The organism is Nakamurella flavida, assembly GCF_030811475.1.
Taxonomy (GTDB): domain Bacteria; phylum Actinomycetota; class Actinomycetes; order Mycobacteriales; family Nakamurellaceae; genus Nakamurella; species Nakamurella flavida.
This window is the reverse complement of the sequence record NZ_JAUSQV010000001.1, coordinates 2801729-2819778: the sequence shown is the minus strand read 5'-3', so window position 1 is coordinate 2819778 and position 18050 is coordinate 2801729. Positions and strand designations below refer to the sequence as shown.

Sequence of the window (18050 nt, the reverse complement as noted above, 5' to 3'; positions counted from 1 at the left end):
GGTCAGTACGAGTACAGCGACCCCTTGGCCAGCCCGCCGCCGGTGACGATGGAGACGCCGGACGAGGTGCCGATCAGGTCGGCGCCGGCCGCGAGCAGGGCCCGGACCTGCTCGATGGTCTTCACCCCGCCGGAGGCCTTGACGCCGATGGAGGCGGGGACGGCCCGGCGCAGATACGCGATGGTGGCGGGATCGGCGATGCCGACGGCTCCCCGGGACGCGGGCTTGACGAAGGCGGCACCGGCGTCGATGGCGGCCTGCACGGCCTGCTCCCGCTGGCGGCGGTCCAACAGCGGGAGCTCGAGCATGACCTTGACCCCGATCGGCGACGCGGCGTCGACGACGGCCTTGAGGTCGGCGGCGAACTCGGTGACCCGACCGGAGAGCAGGTAGCCGATGTTGACGGTGGCGTCGAGCTCGTCGACCCCCTCGTCGACGAGGGAGGCGGCCTCGGCGCGGCGGCCGGCGGTGGTGGAGCTGCCGTGCGGGTAGTCGACGATCGACCCGATGCGGGCCGAGGTACCGCGGAGCTCGTCGCGGGCGACCGCCACCCAGGCGGCGGGGACGACGGCGGCGTCGAAACCGTGGGTCAGCGTCTCCTGGATGTGCAGGCGGACGGCCCGCTCGGTGATGCCCTGCCCGACGAGGGTGTGCTGGATGCGGCCCGCGAGCTGTTCCCGCGGCAAGGTCAACGCCGGGTGCTCGTCCGGGAGGAGGCCGCGGCGGGCCTGCTGCACTCCGGAGAGCTCCGGGTAGGAACCCACTGGGGCCACCGACACGACACATTCCCCCTGCTCGTCCGACCGTTCCGGTCACGATGACCGCTGCGGTGCCCACCACCCGACCCGGTCAGGCCGGCCCGGGCGACCTGCGCCGGTGCCGGACTCCCTGCCGTCGAGGACCGGCCCCATGTCGCGGTCGAGGACTCCCGATCGTCACCGTCGAGGCCCCCACCGGGCTCGGCGGGCCGATCTCTCGCCCGTTCGCCGCTCCGGCCGATCGCGGTGACACGCTCCGTCCCCAGTCTGGCACGCCGAGACCGGGGTCACATCACTCCGGCGGGTGGTGCGCCGGGGAACCGCCGGCGGGGTTTGCGGCATGAGCAGCAGGTGGGGCGTGGGGTTGGGGTTGGGACCGAGCCGGGTGCCGGGGGTGGGTACGGAGGTCGTCCGGACGTCCCAGCACCTACGCTCGACGGTCATGCGCATCCTGTCGATCCAGTCGTCGGTGGCCTACGGACATGTCGGCAACAGTGCGGCGACGTTCCCGCTGCAGCGGCTCGGGCACGAGGTGTGGCCGGTGAACACGGTCCACTTCTCGAACCACACCGGCTACGGGGCGTGGCGGGGTGAGGTGATGGCGCCGGAGGTGGTGGGCGACGTGATCCGCGGGATCGACGAGCGGGGTGCGCTCGGTGACGTGGACGCGGTGCTGACCGGCTACCAGGGGTCCCCGGGGGTGGCCGAGGTCGTGCTCGACACGGTGGAACGTGTCCGCGAGCTGAACGCCGCGGCACTGTACTGCTGCGACCCCGTCCTCGGTGACGTGGGGCGGGGCATGTTCGTGCTGCCGGGGATCCCGGAGCTGATGCGTGACCGGGTGGTGCCGGTCGCCGACGTGGTGACGCCGAACGCCTACGAGTTGGCGTTCCTGGCCGCCGACCCGGAGTTCACCGCCGGCGGCCGGGAGGCGCGGATGCCCGCGACGCTCGACGAGGTGCTCGCCGCCGTCGAGGTGGTGCGAGGGTCGGGGCCGTCGACGGTGTTGGTGACGTCGGTCGAGCAGGGCGCGACGGACGACGAGATCGCGATGCTGGCGGTCGATTCCACCGGCGCCTACCGGGTGCGGACGCCGCGGCTGCCGCTGTCGGTGAACGGGGCGGGCGACGTCACCGCCGCGCTGTTCCTCGCCCACCTGTCGGCCGGCATCGACACCGCCCTGGCCCGCGTGGCCTCGTCGGTGTTCGCGATCCTCACCGCCACGCACCGGGCCGGGGCGCGCGAGATCCGACTGGTCCATGCGCAGAGCGCCATCGCCGATCCGCTGGGTGAGTTCCCGGTCGAGCGGTTGGCCTGACCCCGGAACACGAGGGGCGTGGTGCCGCAGGGCGCACCGGTGTCGCCGGCGCGGCGCGGCGCAGCGCGGCGCGGCGCGGCTCGGCGCGGCTGGGCGCGGCTGGGCTGAACCAGGCGCGGCTCGGCTCGGCGCGGCTCGGCTGGGCTGCGCTGAACCCAGGCTCGCGCGGCGCGGCTCGACTGGGCTGAACCAGGCTCGCCCTGCTCGGCTCGGCTCGGCTCGGGCTGAACCAGGCTCGCCTTGCTCGGCTCGGCTCGGCTCGGCTCGGCTCGGCTGAACCAGGCTCGCCCTGCTCGGCTCCGCTCGGCTCGGCGCAGTTGCGCTCGGCTGGGCTGAACCGGGCTCACCCTGCTCGGATCCGCTCGGCTGGGCTGGACCGGGCTCGCCGGGTTCGGCTCGGTGCTGCTCGCCGGGCTCGGCTCCGCCCGGCTTCGACCGAGGGGGCCGAGGCCAGCCGGTTCAGCCGCCGGTGGCCGTGGTGAGGCAGAAGGGATGGCCGACGGGGTCGAGGAGCACCCGCCACATCTGCGGCCCGGCCTGATGGACGGCCTGGGTGGCTCCGAGCTCCTCGGCTCGAGCGACGGCGACATCGAGCTGCGCGACGGCGATGTCGAGGTGGATCTGCTGGGGACGTTCGGGGTCGGGCCAGGTGGAGGCGGCGTAGTCGTCGACCTGCATGAGCGTCAGGTTGGGGCCGGTCGCTCCGGCGAGGGAGACGAGCCGGCCGTCGGGCGTCGCGAAGACGCGGCGCATGCCGAGCAGGGCGGTGTAGAAGTCGGCGAGTACGGCCGGCTCGGGGCAGTTCAGCGACACCGAGGCGAGGGTGCCGATGGGTGCGGGATCGGGCTGGGCGGCGGAGGTCATCGCCACACGGTGCCATGGCGGTCCGACACCTGAGGTCCCGCAGGCGCCGCCCCGGCCCACCGTGGCGGCCGGCACCACCGCAGCCCGCATCAGCGCAGCCGGCGCCCGAGCGTCGGTCATCCCGTGGTCTGTTGTCGGCTCACCCGGTGAAGGTGACCTCCGCGGCCGGAACGACGGCGGCGGTCCGGCCCGGCGCCGCCTGGAAGCTCCAGTACAGGTTGGTGTGGGCGATGACGGCCGGCACCGGCGGCGCACCCCAGGGGCTCTTGTCCCCTGCGGTGTGCGCGTCGCCGACGAGGGTCACGTCGTAGCCGCGGGTGAAGGCGCCGTGGATGGTCGATCGGATGCACGCGTCGGTCTCGGCGCCGGCGACGATCAACCGGCCCACCCCGGCCTCGGCCAGGATGTCGCTCAAGTCGGTGCCCTCGAACGAGTCGCCGTACGACTTGTGCACCAACACCTCGGTTTTCGCGGGTACCAGCTCCGGCACGTAGGCCCATTCGACGCTGTCGCGGACGAGCTCCTCATCGCTGTGCTGGACCCAGACGACGGGAATCGACTCGTCCCGGGCACGCCCGACCAGGGCGGCGATGGCGGCGACCACCTCGTCGCGGCGATGCGCCCCGTCGACCACCCCCTGCTGCACGTCGATCACCAAGAGCGCCGTGCCGGTGCGGTCCTCGAAGGTGCTCATCATCTACTCCCCTGGCTCACTCGGAGGTGGCAGTGCGGCGGCCCGCAGAGCCTTTGCTGACGGTACGACCGGACACCGACAACCACCCGTCGAGTGGTGGACACGGGCCGGACACCACATCCCGACTGGTCCGTGTCACGGGTTCGGTCAGGCAGGACGCTGAAGCTAGAAGGGCGGAGCGTCGTCATGACCTGCTCCTGCTGCTGGCGGTGGGGGGGCCTCCCCGTCGACGGGTTCGTCGCTGTGGTGTCGCCGGCTGAAGTGTTCGTGCAGCACCAGGGTGATCAGGTCGTCCTCGACGACACTGATGTACGAGCCATTGCCGACGGCCTGGCTCGTGCCGCGATCCTGATCGCCGGCGCCTTCTTCCGAGATCCGCGCGCGGTACTGCACGTGCCGAAACTCCAGGAAGTCGAGAAAGGGTTGCTTCTTCGTCGACGCCCGCGGCCGGACGTTCACGGGCGCGTCGTCTCCACCCGTGACCTCGGCAGGCCCGTCCCCGTCCCCGGTCGGCGTGGAGGCCGGGGACGGGGTACTCGTGCCAGTGGGTGGAGCGGTCTTCACATCAGCAACTGGTGCAGCGTCCTGGCCGGCCCAGGTGGAGTGGGTGTCGCATCGGGGAGGGCAGCGGTCGGTGCACCCGAGGGTGAAAGAACCGATCGCGGGGTAGAACTCGACGCTGGGGCGGGGTCGGCCGGGGGTGCGTTTCACCCATGTCTCGGGGACGGCGACCTGTCGGGGTGGGTCGGGGTAGGTGTGTCCGGTGGGGCTTCGCCAGGTGACACCTTGGCCGGCAGGGTCGGTGGGGCTTGGGGCGTCGCGGCGCAGGGTCCAGCCGGCGTGGTGTTTGAACAGGTGGTGTCGTCGGCACAGCGGGTCGAGATTGCTCGTGGTGGTCTGGCCGCCGGCGCCAGGTGTGCGGTGGTCGTAGCGGTTGCGGTGGTCGATGTCGCAGCGCCAGACGGGTTGGCGGCAGGAGGGGAAGCGGCAGGAGTCGGCCAGGGCGGTGAGGTGGTCGCGGAGGTCTTGGCGGGGGCGGTAGTGGTGGGTGCCGGCGTGGGTGACGGCGCCGGTGGTGGGGTCGGCGAGCAGGGTGCACAGGGTTGCGGCGGAGGCGGCGATGGTGCGGGCCATGCCGGCGGTGATGGCGCCGTAGCCGGCGAGGTCGGCGGGGAGGTCGTCCAGGCCGGCGAGGGTGTGCAGGCCGAGGGTGATCTGCAGGTGGGGTCGGCGGCCCTGCCGGGACAGGCGGCGGGTGGCGCGCTGATCAACGCGACCGGAGGTGACGGCCCGACCGTTCACGGGCGAAGGCAGTGCTGAGGGAATGGTTTCGGTGCTGGCAGGCATGTCGGCGATCCGGTGATCACCCGCGCCAGCGCCGGTCGCGTCGGCCGCGCCGGCCGCGCCGGTCGCGTCGGCCGCGTCGGCCGCGCCGGCCGCGCCGGTCGCGTCGGCCGCGTCGGCCGCGCCGGCCGCGCCGGTCGCGTCGGCCGGGAGATTGGTGTCGGCCGTGACTCTGGTGTCGGGGGTGAGGTAGTCGGCGAGGTCGACCTGCCCGTGGGTGAGGATCTGCCCGGCCAGGTCGGTCAGCGCATCGACCCGGCGGGCCCCGATGGACCGGTCGTCGTCGGCGAACCCGACGGTGTGCGTGGCCAGGAGGTCAGCCAACTGGAAGATGCTGACCGCGCCGTCCGCCGCGAGGTACGCCTTCAACGTGGACATCCCGTCGGTGCCGGGCTGCACCAGCAGACCCCGCTCCCTGCGCGCAGCCTCGTGCCGTTCGGCCGCGCCGCGGGGGTCGACCGCGATGACCGCGGCCGCGGTGGCCTTACGGGTCGCCGCGGTGGACTGCGCCGAGGCGATCGGCAGTACCCGGCCTTCCACGATGCCGGTGAGGTGGGCGGGCAGCGGCGCGGTGTACTCGGCGATGACCCGGGCCTTGCCCCGGTCGATCACCCCGGACGACAACGCCGCCAAGGTAGCGGGCAGTTCGGTGCACATCCGGATCGCGTCCCGGACCTTGACCCCGGCGGTGACCGGGGAGATCCGGAACGCTGCCGCGACCTCACCGGCGGCCATCGACTGCGCTGCGTCCAGCACGAACGACCCCAGCACATCGGGATCCGAGTCAGCCGAACCGGTCAGCTCCCGGCCGGCCAACCGACCCGCCAACGCATACGGATCGCCCGCCACCCCCGGGACGGCGAACGCCGCCAACGCGCGCATCTGCCACGCCGCCACCGCGGACATCAGCCGCTCGGACTCCGCGGTCGCATCGACCAGGTCAGCACCGGACATCGACCCCGGGTCGGCACGCAACAGGTCAGGCACGGCAAGGGGCGGGACGACGTCGACCGCCGCCCCGTCCTGCTCGTTCCCGTCGTCGTACATGTGTTCGATTCTATCCTTTCAAACAGTCATCGAGGATCCCCTGGCCGGGTGATGCCCCCGGTCAGAACCGCGGCACGTCCCTCGCTTCGAAGACATTGCCGGGGACGTCCTCGAGAAACCCGGCCACGACGACCGCGGCAGTGGGGCGGCGGCCCGGCCTGAGGCCTGCCCAAGGCGCGCAGGGCGACCGCTGGTCGCCGGTGAGGCGGACGGGTGCAGCCGACCGCCGCTCCGCCCGCTCCCCACCAGTCAGCGCCGGTCCACCACGCAGCGGGACGGCGGTCTCGGCCCTTCGCGGGCCCACCCCGCGCACGCGGAGCCACCGCCTGCACTGCAGGGCGCACGAGCGCCGGGCACCGACCCGCCCGCTTCCCACCAGCCGATACCGGCCACACCCGGCCGCCGGCCGCCAGCCGCAAACCGCGAGCCCGCCTCCGACGCGTGACGAACCCGGAACTCGACCCCGGGGCCCAGGACACCCAGCCCCCGAACCGCCTCGACCCCCGCGGCTCACCCACCCCGCGGCCCGTACATGATCAGCCCCACCCCGGCCAGGCAGACCAGCGCACCGATGACATCCCACCGGTCGGGTCGGAAACCGTCGGCGACCATCCCCCAGGCCAGGGAACCCGCGACGAAGACCCCGCCGTACGCCGCCAGGATGCGGCCGAAGTTCGCGTCCGGTTGCAGGGTCGCCACGAATCCGTAGGCGCCAAGGGCGAGGACCCCGGCCCCGATCCACAGCCAGCCGCGGTGCTCACGTAACCCCTGCCAGACCAGCCAGGCGCCGCCGATCTCGAACACAGCGGCCACGAGGAAGAGCAGCAGGGAACGCGCGATGGTCACCGCTGCCACGCTAGGCGGCGGCCGGGTGACCTGCGCCGCAACCCCGCACAGCCACCTCCGCTGCCGTAAGGTCGTCAGCGGTGCGCCGGGAAGTCTGGTCGGCAGTCGTTGGAACGACCCACGAGCACGACGAGCCACCAGGAGCACACCATCCCCTCGCACCCCGCCCCCCGTGGTCGCGCCCTCGGTCGCGGCAGCTGGCCGGAAGCCAGCCGCATCGCGTCGATCCTGCGTCGCGAGACCGTGGGCGGCGCGCTTCTGCTCGTCGCCACCGTCATCGCCCTCGTCTGGGCCAACTCCCCCGCCTCCGACCTCTACGCCACCGTGCGCGACACCCGGATCGGTCCGGCCGCACTGCATCTCGACCTCACCCTCGGACAGTGGGCCGCCGACGGTCTGCTCGCGGTGTTCTTCTTCGTGGCCGGGCTCGAGCTCAAGCGGGAGTTCGTCGCCGGTGACCTCCGCGACCCCCGGCGCGCGTCGATCCCCATCGCGGCGGCGTTCGGCGGCGTGCTCGTTCCCGCCCTGATCTTCCTGCTCTTCACTCGCGGTGACAGCACGGCGATGGCGGGGTGGGCGATCCCCACCGCGACCGACATCGCTTTCGCACTGGCTGTTCTCGCCGTGATCAGCACCCATCTGCCGACCGGGCTGCGGACGTTCCTGCTCACCCTCGCCGTCGTCGACGACCTCATCGCGATCACCATCATCGCCGTCGCGTACACCAGCTCACTGGCCCTGGTCCCGCTGCTGCTGGCCCTGGTCCCGCTCGCCCTGTTCGCCGTCCTCGTCCAGCGCCGGGTCCGGTCCTGGTATCTGCTGGTGCCGCTCGCGGTGATCACCTGGGCCCTGGTGCACGCCTCGGGCATCCACGCCACCGTGGCGGGGGTCCTCCTGGCGTTCACCGTTCCGGTCATCCGCAGCGCCCGCAACGGCGGGCCCGACGCCGGTCCGGGCCTGGCCGAACACTTCGAACACCGGCTGCGGCCGCTCTCGTCCGGCTTCGCCGTGCCGGTCTTCGCGTTCTTCTCCGCCGGCGTCACCGTCGGCGGACTGAGCGGTCTCGGCGCCTCGCTCAGCACCAGCGTCACCCTGGGCGTGATCGTCGCCCTGGTGGCCGGCAAGACCGTCGGGGTCTTCACGGCGACCTGGCTCATGGCCCGGTTCACCCGGGCGGACCTGGACGACGAACTGTCCTGGACCGACGTCCTGGGCGTGTCCATGTTGGCCGGAGTCGGCTTCACGGTGTCGTTGCTGATCGGTGAGCTCGCCTTCGGCCCGGGCACTCCGAGCGACGACCACGTCAAGGTGGGCGTACTCCTCGGGTCGTTGCTCGCCGCGCTGCTCGCTGCCGTGGTGCTCCGCCTGCGGAACCGGGTGTACCGGCGGATCTGCGAGGCCGAGGCGCTGGACGAGGACCAGGACGGTATTCCTGACGTCTACCAGCGCGACGGTCGGTAGCGACGGACGGGCCCCGGGTGGCCGGGCACCGTCAGATGCCGCGCAGGCGCTCCACGAACTCGTCGGCCATGTCGAGCTGGGTGCGGAGCTTCTCCCGGCGTTCCAGGGCCTGGGCGACGAAACCGGCGAGCCGGGCGCGGGCGGGATGGTCGGGGTGATCGGCGTCCGCGTCGAGCGCGTCGATGGTGGCGAGCAGCTCCCGCATCTCCTCGATGGAGAACCCCAGCGGCTTCATCCGGCGGATCAGCAGCAGCCGTTCGAAGTCCTCGCCGCTGTACAGGCGGAAACCTCCGACGCTGCGGGCGGACGGGACGATCAGCCCCTCCTCCTCCCAGTGCCGGATGGTGCGCAGCGAGAGGCCCGCGCGGTCGGCGAGTTCACCGATCTGCATCAGGTCGGTCACGACGACTCCAGGTGTTCACGGCGCACGGTGCCGCCATCGTGCCAGCCCCGGCGGACGCCCCGCGACTCACCGGACGTTCTGCGCGCACCCGTGGCCCGCCACTCCCGCCGCCCGAGTCGGCGACGGACGCCGGCTGCCCGGAGAAATCACAGCATCACTGGATCTCTTCCGTAACGTGAGGGTATGGTCGTGCTGTCGCCGCGGCCCCCGGGCTGCGCCGCCCCCGCGCACAGATGCGCCCGCGCTCCCCCGCATTCGTCGGCGGTGCGCGCCATGCCCCATCAGAACGGATCACCCTCGTGCCCGAGGTACTCGCGCCCGGCCGTCCCGTCTCCGGCCGACGGCCCGCCTGGCTGGCCCCGCACATCCTGAAGACCGAGGTCCTGGCCGGTCTCGTCGTCGCCCTCGCCCTCATCCCGGAAGCGATCTCGTTCTCGATCATCGCCGGGGTCGACCCGCGGGTGGGGCTGTTCGCGTCGTTCACCATGGCCGTCTCCATCTCGATCCTGGGCGGCCGGCCGGCGATGATCTCGGCGGCCACCGCCGCGGTCGCGCTGGTGATCGCCCCGGTCATGCAGCAGTACGGCCTGGACTACCTCATCGCCACCGTCATCCTGGCCGGCGTTCTCCAGGTCGTGCTCGGGCTCATCGGGGTCGCGCGGCTGATGCGGTTCGTGCCGCGCAGCGTGATGGTCGGCTTCGTCAACGCCCTGGCCATCCTGATCTTCGTCGCCCAGTGGCCGAACCTGACGAACGTTCCCGTCATGGTCTACGTCCTGGTCGCCGCCGGTCTCGCGATCATCTATCTGCTCCCGCGGCTGACCAAGGTCGTCCCGTCGCCGCTGATCGCCATCCTCGTGCTGACGATCCTCACCCTGTCGGTCGGCATCGCGGTGCCCACCGTCGGCGATCAGGGCGCCCTGCCCGACAGCCTGCCGCTGCCCTTCCTGCCGGACGTGCCGATGACGTGGGAGACGCTTCGGATCATCGCGCCGTTCGCCATCGGCATGGCCCTGGTCGGGCTGCTCGAGTCGCTCATGACGGCCAAGCTCGTCGACGACATCACCGACACGCGGTCCAACAAGACCCGCGAGTCCTGGGGCCAGGGCGCGTCCAACATCATCACCGGCTTCTTCGGCGGCATGGGCGGCTGCGCGATGATCGGCCAGACCATGATCAACGTGAAGTCCCGCGCCCGCACCCGGCTCTCCACGTTCCTGGCCGGGGTGTTCCTGCTGATCCTGGTGGTCTCCCTCGGCGACATCGTCGGCCGCATCCCGATGGCCGCCCTGGTCGCCGTCATGATCATGGTCTCCATCGCCACGTTCGACTGGTACTCGATCACCCCGCGCACCCTGAAGCGCATGCCCAAGAGCGAGATCGCGGTCATGCTGGTGACCGTCGTGGTCACCGTGGCCACCCACAACCTGGCCTACGGCGTCATCGCCGGCGTGCTCCTCGCGCTGGCCCTGTTCGCCCGACGCGTCGCGCACCTGGTCAACCTGGACAGCACGCTGTCCGCGGACGGCACGACGCGCACGTACACCGTCACCGGCGAGCTGTTCTTCGCCTCGTCCAACGACCTGTACGGCCAGTTCGACTACAACGACCCCGCGGAGCGCGTGGTCATCGACCTCACCGGGGCACATCTCTGGGACGCGTCGACCATCGCCACCATGGACGCGATCAGCCACAAGTTCGCGCTGCACGGGCGCACCGTCGAGATCATCGGGCTGGACGCGGACAGTGCCGAACGGCACGAGCGACTCAGCGGGACGCTCGGCGGTCACTGACCCCCGGCGGCATCGGGAGGCCCGCGTGCGGGCGGCCGGGTGGGACCCGCGGTGAGAGCAGTCCCAGGTGCTCGGCCCGCCGAACGGCGTCCATCCGGGACACCGCCCCGAGCTTGCGGTAGACGTTGGTCAGGTGCCGCTTGACGGTGCCCTGGCTGATGCGGAACTCGATGCTCATCTCGGCGGTGCTCCGAGCCCGGGACAGGGCCTGCAGCACCTGCGCCTCCCGCTCGGTGAGCAGTTCCGCGGTCGGCGGGGGACGTCGGCCCAGCTGGTGGATGGTGGCCCGGGAGACGGCCAGGAACACCAGGTCGTCGGGCCGCACCACGCTGCGCACGGCGGCGGTCAGCTCGACCCGGTCCGCGTTCTTGACCAGGTACGCGCTGGCCCCGGCGGTGATCAGGTCGACCATCAGCTCGGCGTCGTCGTGCATGGTCACCACCACCACCCGGGTCGACGGGCTGGCCGCGCGGATGCGCTGCACCGTCTCCTGGGCGGGCGGTCCGGGCATCTGCACGTCGATGACGACGACCGCCGGACGCAGCTCCTCGGCGACCCGCACGGCGGCGGTGCCCGAATCCCCTTCGGCGACCACCCGCACCCCCGGGATCGTCCCCAGGATCTCGGCCAGCCCCTCCCGGAACAACTGGTGGTCGTCGAAGACCGCGACGGTGATCCCGCCGGCCGGTGCGGTCATCGACCCTGGGCCCCGGACGGCACCCGCAGCACCACCCGGGTCCCGATGCCCGGCTCACTGTGCACGTCGAGGGTGGCGCTGAGCAGCTGGGCCCGTTCCCCCATCGAGTCCATGCCCACGTGACGCTCCCCGGCCCGGACCGCCTCGACGTCGAACCCGGCCCCATCGTCGGTGACGGTCACGGTCAGCAGCCCGTCCGCTGCGGTCAACTCGACCGTCACCGCTGTCGGGGCGGCGTGGGTGACCGCGTTGCGGACGGCTTCCCGGACGACCAGGAACGTCTCCTCGGCGAACGCCGCGGGCAGGGCGTCCACCGGTCCCGCGGTCTGCAGGGACGTCCGGACCGCTGACGGGACGGCGTCCAGGGCGGCCTGCACCGCGGCGACCAGACCGCCGTCGTCCACATGGTGGCGCAGCTCGGCCGACAGCTCGCGCACCAGGGTGCCCACCGTCTCCATCGCCGCGCGGGCCGCGTCCAGCTTCCCGCCCGCCCGCTCGGGGTCGTCCTGCGCGTAAATGCCGTGCAGTTCCAGGCTCTGCAGGGCGACGGCGACCGTCGGCGCCGCCACGTCGTGCAGCTGGCGCGAGATGCGCCGCCGCTCCTCCTGGCTCGAGTCGTGCGCCTGGGTGAGCAGACGCTGCCCGTAGCCGAAGGCCGCCACCGCCATCCGCTGCATGATGACCCGGTTCAGGGCCAGCGCCGCGGCCGCGACGCCGTCGGGATGGTGCTCGGCGACGGTCGGCAGTGCCGCCTGGAAGATCAGCCCCGCCGCCTTCAGGGAGTCACTGGGGTTCAGACCTGCGGTGGCCCTGGTCCGGCCGATGGTCTCGCTCAGCACATCGGGACGAGGGGCACCCGCAGGCGGCGCGGCGACGGTCGTCGGTGCGCCCAGCACGGCGTCCACCACGCTGTAGAGCTGCGCAGCCAACTGGGGGCGGGCTCGTGGGTCGTCGATCAGCGGGTTCCCGGAGAGCGCCAGCAGCCGGAAGTACTCCGCGAGCACCACCTCGCGAGGGGCGGGGACGGGGACGGACAGGACAGCCTCCCCACAGCTCGGACAATTCGGCCCAGCCTAGAGCGGCCCGGCCCACCCCGCCCCGCCACGGCGCCCCCGCTCAGACCATGACGGCGACCGCGGCGACGTTGATCGCCAGCTGGCAGGACAAAAACATCAGGTACGGACGGCGACGCCCGACCCGATCGGTCGCCCGGGACGCCGCGGGCAGAGCCACCGCCACCAGCACCGACCCGACGACCACCACCACGGCGACCGGCAGGAACACCGGTGCGAGGACCAGCACCGCCGCGGCGACGAGGCCGCCGGCGACGAGGGCGACGACACCCAGCACCCACCCGGTGCGCACCGGACCGAGGAGGACCGGCAGGGTGCGGCGGCCGGCCAGGGCATCGCCCTCCCGGTCGGACAGGTCCTTCGTGGGACAGCAGCACGTCACCCACACCGCCAGCAGAGCGCCGAGCATCAGCACGGGATGCGGCCCGCCGTAGACCAGCCAACCGGCGGCGTAGGTCAGCAGGGCACCGGCGCCCACGGACAGCGCCGAGCTCACGGCACCGTCCTTCCACCGTGGGCCGGCCGAGTACGCCCAGCCGAGCGCCAGGGACGCCACCGCCAGGAGAAGCGGACCTGGTCCGGACCAGCCGCAGAGCAGCAGGCCGCCGAGACCCGTCGCAGCACAACTGATCCCGGCCACGCGGATGCCGATCCGGCCCTGCGCGAGGGGGCGGCCCGACCCGTTGACGCGATCCTCGTCCTGATCGCACACCCCGTTGAACACATACACGGCGACGGCGAGCATCGGCCAGCCCAGGAGGAGGCGTCCCGCGTCCGGATGCGGCACGACGAGGAACCCGCTGGTGACCAGGATGCGTTGCAGGAACACCAACTGGACGGCCGGCCGCGCCTCGAGGAACAACGTCCACGCCGTCGCGGCCACCCGCGCACCCCGCCCGACACCGACCGTCCGCAGCGGGACGGGTGGAACGGAGACCAGTGTCGGGAAGGGCGAGATCGGTTGCATCGCAACACGATCGGCAGCAGCCGCATGCCATCACATCGGCCGTCGGGTCCCGTCGCCCAGCCGTGGGGCGTAGTCGCCACGAGCCGGAGGTCGTAGTGCGGCTACGACTTTCGTCGTATGGACAGCGCACGGGGGCGCGTGAATAAGTGGAGAGCGCAGGTATGTCGTCGTGACGGCCCTCGGGGCCGGACCGCCGGCGCCCGGACGGTCGTGGACCGACAGGCGCACCGGCGCCGCCGCGGGCCCTCTGGGGGGTGGGCCCGCGGCGGGATAGCAACCAAGCACCGCACCCGCGCCCGGCGCCCGGCGCCCGGCGCCCCGGAAAATGATCACCGCGCCCATACGCACGGCCTGATGGACTCTGGTCACTCTCCGCTCATGAATGCCTCGGGTGCCGCGGACCCGGGTGCGTTCCGTCGCGCCGTCCCGAGGTGGGTCATGCCCCGTCGCCCTGTGTCCGGAACCCTCGCGTGCCTGCTGGTGGTGCTCATCGTCGGCGGCGGTAGCGGCCTCCTGATCGGTCCACCCGTGGCGGCGGCGGCGGCTGCTCCCCCGGCTGCGGCCGCGGCCGCGGCCGCCGCGCCCGACGTGGATCTCCGGGTCACCGTGGCCGGACCGGCCTCCGGGGTGCCGGGCGGCGCCTTCACCTACCGGGTGGTGGCGAGCAACAACAGCCTGCCGTCCGCCGACGGGGCCGTGATTACCATCGCCCTCCCCGAGGGGGCGACGGAGGTGGCGACATCCTGCGCCGCCGCCGGCGGAGCGGTGTGCCCGGACACGGTGGACCAGGACGGCGGGAGCGCCTCGGCGACCGTCCCGACGCTGCCCCACCTCGGCGAGATCACCGTGACCGTCACCGGCCGATTCCCGGCCACCCCGGTCAGCTCGGTCACCCTGTCCGCCACCGTCGTCCCCCCGGCCGGGCTGGTCGACACCGACCCCGCCTCGGACTCCAGCTCGGTGAGCACGGCCCTGCTCACCGGGGCCGACCTCTCGGTGGACCTGACCCAGGCCTCCGGCGAGTTCTCCCCCGGCGAGCCGCTGCGCCTCACGCTCGGTGCCGTCAACGACGGACCAGAAGCAGCCGACGGCGCCCTGCTGGCGCTCTTCAGCTACGGCGAGATCCCCGGTTCAGGCGGGACCCCACTGACCGCTCGGACCCACATCGTCTCCTGCACGGCCACCGGTGGTGCCGTCTGCCCCGATCTGGCGGATCGCGAGTCGATCAGCGCCGCCGTGATGGCGCCGATCCCCACGTTCCCCGCCGGGTCCCGCATCGTCGTCGTGCTCACCGTCGAGCCCCAGCTCGACGGACTGTGCACCCCACCGGTCTCGTGGAGCAGCGCCGCCCGCATCACCGGGCCACCCGGAGCGACCGATCCCGACACCGACCAGCGGTTCCTGACCGCCACCGGGTTCCCTCCCGCCTGCGCGCCCGCCGACCTGAGCGTGACGCAGGTCCAGGCGGCCGGCACCTTCGCTCCAGGAGAGCCTTTCGAGCTGACCGTCACCGCCAGGAACGACGGGCCGGAGGCAGCTGACGGCGCCCTGCTGAGCATCAGCGGATTCGGGACCTCCACCCGCGACATCCCGGCGCAACAGGCCGCGGCCGTCACCATCCGGTCCTGCACCGCATCCGGGGGCGCGGTCTGTCCGGAACTGGCCGACACCGAGTTCTCCGCACTGGCCGTCCAGACCGCCGTACCGTCGTTCCCCGCCGGCGGCAGTGTCGTGATCGTCCTGACCGTCGACCCCGTCCCGTCGTCCGGCTGCGGAACAATCACCTGGCACACCACCAGCCGCATCGCACCCCCGGCCGGGCGCAGTGATCCGAAGCCCGGCGACAACGAGAGGTCCACCGACGCCGTCGGCCCGGACGTTCCCTGCCCGGTCGCCGATCTGACCGTCAGCCAGAGTCAGGCCTCGGACTCCTTCGCCCCCGGTGAACCTCTGCGGATCACCCTGACGGTCGGCAACGACGGACCCGAGGCCGCTGACGGGGCCTTCCTGTCGGTCTTCTCCTCCGGCACCACCTCCGACGGGACGGGCCGCGTCCTCACCGGGGCGGTGCGCTTCCTGTCGTGCACGGCCGCCGGCGGCGCCGTCTGCCCGGTCACCACGGACCGCGCCGGCAGCAACCCGGCCCTGCAGACTGCACTTCCCACCTTTCCGGCCGGCGGTCGGGTGGTCATCACGATGACCGTCGACCCCACGACCACCGGTACCTGCAGCCGGAGCATCGCGTGGACGACCTCGGCCCAGGTGTCCGCACCGGACGGGGTCGTCGACCCCGCCGCCGGTAACGGCTCCACGGTCGGCGCCAGCGGATCCGCACCCTGCGTGGACGTCTCGGTGAACTCCGCACTTGGCCGCGTCGCGGTCCGGGCCGGTGACCCCGTCCGCTCCACCGTGGTGGTCGCGGCCTCCGGCACCGGGCCGGCCCGGTCCGTCCGCTTCACCGACGTCCTCCCCGTGGGCTTCGTGTACTCCGGCGGCTCCTGCGTCCCGGCCACCGCGGTGTCGACCTGCGGACCGCTGACCTGGAACCCGGTCACCCGGGAGGTGTCCTCGACCATCCCCGTCATCGGGGCGGCGGACTCGGTGACCTTCACCCTGACCGGCACCGCCGGACCGGTACCCGGCACGTTCGCCACCCGGGCCTCGGCCGTGTCGGGCACCGGGGCCGACGCCTACGTCGACATCAACCCCGGATCCGACGTCAGCACGGTCAACCTGCAGATCTCCAACACCGCGTCGCGCATCGGCGTCACCCCCGTGCTGACCGGCCTGCCTGCCGGTGGTGTCTCGACCGACCTGCCCCTGTCCGGTGAGATCATCTGTGGCACACAAGGTGCCGTGTCCTGGTCGGCCACCGTTCCGGCCGGGGCGTCGACCGCGGGCTCAGCTCCGGTGCTCTTCTACGACGGCGAGGACTGCACGGTCTCGGTCGACGCGTTCCAGCCGCCGGCCGGATACGTCCTCGTCGGGCCGCCCCAGGTCGCCACCGACGGCCTGCGCCCGCTGGGACCGGACAGCGACGTCCGCATCCTGGTCACCGTCGCCTTCGCTGCCGATGAATCGAGCACCACACCGGACCCGAGCACGCCGGACACGAGCACACCGGTCACCAGCACGCCCGGCACCACCACACCCGGCACCACGACACCCGCCCCGTCCACCACGGCACCGGGCCCGGTCTTCGACCCGGCCGGGACGAATCCGGCGGACGTCGTGCCGTGGTTCACCGATCGGTCCGGTCGGGGAGTTCCCGACTCGACGGCGTCCGGGCGGCCGTACATCGCGGGCGCGCCGCTGGCGTCCACGGGGGTGCCGGTGCTCTCCGGGGTCGCGGCAGGTGCGGGCCTGCTGCTGATCGGCGCGCTGCTGCTGGTGGGTGTGCCGCTGCTGCGGGGTCGACATCGCCCCCGGCCCGGTCAGCGCAGGGCGGCCATCGTCGCCGACACCACGGAGCGGTGACGCTCGACCCAGGTCGCGACGAGCTCGCCGACCGCGTCGATCTCCGACTCCGCGACGAGCACCGACGGCGTGGGGACGACGGCACCCAGCTCGGCCAGCACGGGCCGGAGCTGCAGATCGGCCAGGTGCCGGTGCGCCGGCCCGGCCGAGGTGGTCAGCGGGACGACGACGGTGCCGCTCAGCGCGTCCGCGGGCAGGGTGTCGAGGAACAGCTTGAGCAGGCCGGTGAACGAGGCCTTGTAGGTGGGGGTGGCCATGATCAGCAGCTCCGCCGCCCGGGCGTGCGCGGACGCCTGCGCGGCCTCCGGCGACAGCGACCAGGGCGCCAGGAGACCCGGGGCCAGGGTGGCCAGGTCCACCACCTCGACGTCCCCCGGCGGGACGTCGAGGACGGCGGCGAGCTGGTCAGCGAGCGCAGTGGCGGCGCCGAGGGTCCGCGACCCGACCTTGGGATTACCGACCACGGCGACGATCCGGGGCTCGCTCATGCCACGGCCGCCGGGGTCCGTTCGCCGGCGGTCACGGCGACGGGCAGGGTGTTGCCGGCGATCGGGGCCGGGCAGGTGCCGAACGGACTGAACGAGAACGGCTGGTTCACCGCGCGGTTGAAGTCCAGCACCACCTCGCCGGCGCGGCCGCCGGGTGCCGGCACGACCGGGACGACCCGCCACGGGGCGGTGGTGTCCCCGTTGGTCGCGTCGTGGAAGGCGATCGACGGCGATCCCGCCGAGCCGGTGGCGACCAGCGTGTGGGACGTGCCGGCGATCTCGACCGTCACCTCGCCCACCGCGGGCACCCGCTGCCGCAGACCGGCTCGCGCGGTGTCGACCTCGGTGGGCACCGGCGCCGGATAGGCGGCGTACGTGCCGGTCAGCACCCAGGCCGGATCCACCGGGAAGGCCGGGATTCCCCGGAAACCCTGCAGCGTCGGTGCTTTCGGATCCCGGACCCGGACGGCGTACCGGCCGCCGCGCAGGACGAGCTCGACGACCCGCTCGCCGTCCCGCACCCACATCAGCGAGCCGTCCTCGGCGAGCTGGGCGGTGAGCGTGCCCTCCACCGGCCGGCCGTCGGCCGCGACCACGAGGCCGTCACCGCCGGTCAGTTCGGCACCGGCGGCGTCGGCGCGCCAGACGCCGGGCAGGCCGTCCAGCTCCCCCGCCGTCTCCGGCAGCCAGTGGAACCCGGTGAGCGACAGCCAGCCGTGCGGGACGGCCAGGGCCTCCTCCCGCCCCCGGTGCCAGGCGTCCCAGGCGGACTGCAGATCGGTCGTGCGGGTCGGTGCCGGAGTCACAGCGGTCACGGGGG

At 72.8% G+C, this 18050-nt stretch carries 15 protein-coding genes; 4 read left to right on the top strand and 11 right to left on the bottom strand.

Annotation, left to right across the window (positions count from 1 at the left end; genetic code table 11):
• Positions 1–2: 2 nt before the first annotated feature.
• A complete protein-coding gene (gene deoC / locus J2S58_RS12475) occupies positions 3–779 on the bottom strand; it encodes a deoxyribose-phosphate aldolase (protein ID WP_306828419.1) in 777 nt (258 codons plus the stop codon).
• A gap of 421 nt (positions 780–1200) precedes the next feature.
• Here deoC and pdxY point away from each other — a divergent pair, with 421 nt between their 5' ends.
• Positions 1201–2076: a pyridoxal kinase PdxY gene (gene pdxY / locus J2S58_RS12470; protein ID WP_205256804.1), complete on the top strand. Its 876-nt coding sequence runs from the start codon at positions 1201–1203 to the stop codon at positions 2074–2076.
• 459 nt (positions 2077–2535) lie between these two features.
• On the opposite strand, the gene J2S58_RS12465 is transcribed toward pdxY, so the two are convergent.
• The 4 genes from J2S58_RS12465 to J2S58_RS12450 form a co-directional block, all read right to left on the bottom strand.
• Positions 2536–2940: a VOC family protein gene (locus J2S58_RS12465; RefSeq protein WP_205256805.1), complete on the bottom strand. Its 405-nt coding sequence runs from the start codon at positions 2938–2940 to the stop codon at positions 2536–2538.
• Between the two features lie 139 nt (positions 2941–3079).
• On the bottom strand, positions 3080–3634 hold the full coding sequence (locus J2S58_RS12460; RefSeq protein WP_205256806.1) for an isochorismatase family protein: 555 nt from the start codon (positions 3632–3634) through the stop codon (positions 3080–3082).
• 165 nt (positions 3635–3799) lie between these two features.
• Entirely contained in the window at positions 3800–6025 is a 2226-nt protein-coding gene (locus tag J2S58_RS12455) for an HNH endonuclease signature motif containing protein (protein ID WP_205256807.1), read from the bottom strand.
• 510 nt (positions 6026–6535) lie between these two features.
• Positions 6536–6871 (bottom strand): YnfA family protein, encoded by a 336-nt coding sequence (locus tag J2S58_RS12450; RefSeq protein ID WP_205256808.1) that lies wholly within the window; start codon positions 6869–6871, stop codon positions 6536–6538.
• Positions 6872–6979: 108 nt separating this feature from the next.
• Here J2S58_RS12450 and nhaA point away from each other — a divergent pair, with 108 nt between their 5' ends.
• Entirely contained in the window at positions 6980–8332 is a 1353-nt protein-coding gene (gene nhaA, locus J2S58_RS12445) for a Na+/H+ antiporter NhaA (protein ID WP_240188859.1), read from the top strand.
• A gap of 31 nt (positions 8333–8363) precedes the next feature.
• Here nhaA and J2S58_RS12440 read toward each other — a convergent pair whose 3' ends face one another.
• Positions 8364–8723, bottom strand: coding sequence for a MerR family transcriptional regulator (locus J2S58_RS12440; RefSeq protein WP_344470420.1), 360 nt, complete (start codon positions 8721–8723; stop codon positions 8364–8366).
• A 245-nt stretch (positions 8724–8968) separates the two neighbouring features.
• Between J2S58_RS12440 and J2S58_RS12435 the strand changes: the two genes are divergently transcribed.
• Entirely contained in the window at positions 8969–10528 is a 1560-nt protein-coding gene (locus J2S58_RS12435) for a SulP family inorganic anion transporter (RefSeq protein WP_205256810.1), read from the top strand.
• On the opposite strand, the gene J2S58_RS12430 is transcribed toward J2S58_RS12435, so the two are convergent.
• The 3 genes from J2S58_RS12430 to J2S58_RS12420 form a co-directional block, all read right to left on the bottom strand.
• Entirely contained in the window at positions 10503–11225 is a 723-nt protein-coding gene (locus tag J2S58_RS12430) for a response regulator transcription factor (protein WP_205256811.1), read from the bottom strand. The two genes, J2S58_RS12435 and J2S58_RS12430, sit on opposite strands and share 26 nt — an antisense overlap.
• Positions 11222–12232 (bottom strand): sensor histidine kinase, encoded by a 1011-nt coding sequence (locus J2S58_RS12425; protein ID WP_205256812.1) that lies wholly within the window; start codon positions 12230–12232, stop codon positions 11222–11224. The genes J2S58_RS12430 and J2S58_RS12425 overlap by 4 nt, the downstream gene beginning before the upstream one ends.
• A 109-nt stretch (positions 12233–12341) precedes the next feature.
• Entirely contained in the window at positions 12342–13265 is a 924-nt protein-coding gene (locus J2S58_RS12420; protein ID WP_205256813.1) for a UbiA family prenyltransferase, read from the bottom strand.
• A 438-nt stretch (positions 13266–13703) separates the two neighbouring features.
• On the opposite strand from J2S58_RS12420, the gene J2S58_RS12415 reads away from it, so the two are divergent.
• Positions 13704–16742 carry a DUF11 domain-containing protein gene (locus J2S58_RS12415; protein ID WP_205256814.1) on the top strand — a complete coding sequence of 1013 codons (3039 nt, stop codon included), beginning with the start codon at positions 13704–13706 and terminating at the stop codon, positions 16740–16742.
• On the opposite strand, the gene J2S58_RS12410 is transcribed toward J2S58_RS12415, so the two are convergent.
• Both J2S58_RS12410 and J2S58_RS12405 read right to left on the bottom strand, forming a co-directional pair.
• Entirely contained in the window at positions 16700–17230 is a 531-nt protein-coding gene (locus tag J2S58_RS12410; protein WP_205256815.1) for an NADPH-dependent FMN reductase, read from the bottom strand. The genes J2S58_RS12415 and J2S58_RS12410 overlap by 43 nt on opposite strands.
• Complete coding sequence (locus tag J2S58_RS12405) at positions 17227–18045, bottom strand: DUF1684 domain-containing protein (RefSeq protein WP_205256816.1); 819 nt, start codon at positions 18043–18045, stop codon at positions 17227–17229. Before J2S58_RS12405 ends, J2S58_RS12410 begins: the two co-directional genes overlap by 4 nt.
• Between the last annotated feature and the right edge of the window lie 5 nt (positions 18046–18050).